The following is a 2,949-nucleotide window of genomic DNA, read 5'->3' as shown; positions in this document are numbered from 1 at the left end:
CTCTACTTCCACTCCCAGCCTATCTACCTCATAGTCTTTGAGGTGTCTTATTGCTTTCGCAAAGGAAATCTCATCTCGAGGGGGGCTTCGCACTTAGATGCTTTCAGCGCTTATCCCTTCCATACATAGCTACCCAGCGATGCCCTTGGCAGAACAACTGGTACACCAGCGGTATGTCCATCCCGGTCCTCTCGTACTAAGGACAGCTCCTCTCAAATTTCCTACGCCCACGACGGATAGGGACCGAACTGTCTCACGACGTTCTGAACCCAGCTCGCGTGCCGCTTTAATGGGCGAACAGCCCAACCCTTGGGACCGACTTCAGCCCCAGGATGCGACGAGCCGACATCGAGGTGCCAAACCTCCCCGTCGATGTGAACTCTTGGGGGAGATAAGCCTGTTATCCCCAGGGTAGCTTTTATCCGTTGAGTGATGGCCCTTCCATGCGGTACCACCAGATCACTAAGCCCGACTTTCGTCCCTGCTCGACTTGTCTGTCTCGCAGTCAAGCTCCCTTATACCTTTACACTCTGCGAATGATTTCCAACCATTCTGAGGGAACCTTTGGGCGCCTCCGTTACACTTTAGGAGGCGACCGCCCCAGTCAAACTGCCCACCTGACACTGTCCCTGGCCACGCTTAGCGACCTAGGTTAGAGCATCCATCAAACAAGGGTAGTATCCCAACAGCGCCTCCAGTAAGACTAGCGTCCTACTTTCTCTGGCTCCTACCTATCCTGTACATGTTTAACAGATACTCAATATCAAGCTACAGTAAAGCTCCATGGGGTCTTTCCGTCCTGTCGCGGGTAACCCGCATCTTCACGGGTATTATAATTTCACCGAGTCTCTCGTTGAGACAGTGCCCAAATCATTACACCTTTCGTGCAGGTCGGAACTTACCCGACAAGGAATTTCGCTACCTTAGGACCGTTATAGTTACGGCCGCCGTTTACTGGGGCTTCAATTCAAACCTTCGCTTACGCTAAGCTCTCCTCTTAACCTTCCAGCACCGGGCAGGTGTCAGCACCTATACGTCATCTTACGATTTTGCAGATACCTGTGTTTTTGATAAACAGTTGTTTGGGCCTATTCACTGCGGCTAATCTTTCGATTAGCACCCCTTCTCCCGAAGTTACGGGGTCATTTTGCCGAGTTCCTTAACGAGAGTTCTCTCGCTCACCTTAGTGTTCTCCACTCGACTACCTGTGTCGGTTTGCGGTACGGGTAATATCTCTCTGGCTAGAAGCTTTTCTCGGCAGTGTGACATCATGACCTTCGCTACTTTATTTCGCTCCGCATCACGCCTTAGCCTTTTCGAAAGCAAGCATTTGACTCACTTTCAGCCTTGACGCTTTCACATGGATCCAGCACCATGCGTCATTAGCCTCCTGCGTCCCTCCATCGCTCATATCGATTGATATTAGTACAGGAATCTCAACCTGTTGTCCATCGGCTACGCCTCTCGGCCTTACCTTAGGTCCCGACTTACCCTGGGCGGACGAGCCTGCCCCAGGAAACCTTAGTCTTTCGGCGGATAGGATTCTCACCTATCTTTCGCTACTCATACCGGCATTCTCACTTCTAATCGCTCCACCTATCCTCTCGATTAGGCTTCTCCGCTATTAGAACGCTCTCCTACCACGTACTTACGTACATCCACAGTTTCGGTACTATGCTTAGCCCCGGTAAATTTTCGGCGCAGCGCCACTCGACTAGTGAGCTATTACGCACTCTTTGAATGATGGCTGCTTCTAAGCCAACGTCCTAGTTGTCTACGCAACTCCACATCCTTTTCCACTTAGCATAGATTTGGGGACCTTAACTGGTGATCTGGGCTGTTTCCCTTTCGACTACGGATCTTATCACTCGCAGTCTGACTCCCGCGTATAGATATATGGAATTCGGAGTTTATCTGGATTCAGTAACCCCTGACGGGCCCCTAGTCCAAACAGTGCTCTACCTCCATTATCCTCTCTCGCGAGGCTAGCCCTAAAGCTATTTCGGAGAGAACCAGCTATCTCCAAGTTCGTTTGGAATTTCACCGCTACCCACACCTCATCCCCGCAATTTTTAACTTACGTGGGTTCGGTCCTCCAGCCAGTTTTACCTGGCCTTCAACCTGGACATGGGTAGGTCACTTGGTTTCGGGTCTACGTCAAATAACTTCTCGCCCTATTCAGACTCGCTTTCGCTACGGCTCCGTCTTTTCTCACTTAACCTTGCTATTTAACGTAACTCGCCGGTTCATTCTACAAAAGGCACGCCATTACACTTTAATGTGCTTTGACTACTTGTAGGCACACGGTTTCAGGTTCTCTTTCACTCCCCTCCCGGGGTTCTTTTCACCTTTCCCTCACGGTACTGGTTCACTATCGGTCACTAGCTAGTATTTAGCCTTGCGAGATGGTCCTCGCTGTTTCAACCGGGATTTCTCGTGTCCCGGCCTACTCAGGATTCTACTAGAGCTTCGAGCTATTTCGCTTACGGGGCTATCACCCTCTCTGGCGCCTCTTCCCAAAGGCTTCAACTATACCTCTCTGTCTCACATCGTAGTCCTACAACCCCAATGAATAAATTCACTGGTTTGGGCTCTTTCCTGTTCGCTCGCCGCTACTTGGGAAATCGATCTTTCTTTCTCTTCCTGCAGCTACTTAGATGTTTCAGTTCACTGCGTCTTCCTTTAAATACCTTAACAGTATTTAATGATGCATCGCTGCACCGGGTTCCCCCATTCGGATATCTACGGATCTTAGCTTACTTACAGCTCCCCGTAGCCTTTCGTGGTTCGTCACGTCCTTCTTCGGCTGCTAGTGCCCAGGCATTCACCGTGCGCCCTTCTCTACTTGACCTATTACCTAGATCTTCTCTTCTCGGTTCGCTTTCACAATCTGTTCTTCGATTGTCTCGGTTTTTACTTGGTTGTTATTCAGTTTTCAACGTACTAACT

At 50.1% G+C, this 2,949-nt stretch carries 1 rRNA gene; it reads right to left on the bottom strand.

Going from position 1 to position 2,949, the window contains the following annotated elements:
* Nucleotides 1-2,851: ribosomal RNA gene (locus H628_RS0104175) — 23S ribosomal RNA — on the bottom strand; the annotation flags it as partial.
* Nucleotides 2,852-2,949 lie beyond the last annotated feature (98 nt).

The sequence above is a fragment of the Lactobacillus psittaci DSM 15354 genome (assembly GCF_000425905.1).
Taxonomy (GTDB): domain Bacteria; phylum Bacillota; class Bacilli; order Lactobacillales; family Lactobacillaceae; genus Lactobacillus; species Lactobacillus psittaci.
This window is presented reverse-complemented; position numbering and strand designations above follow the sequence as displayed.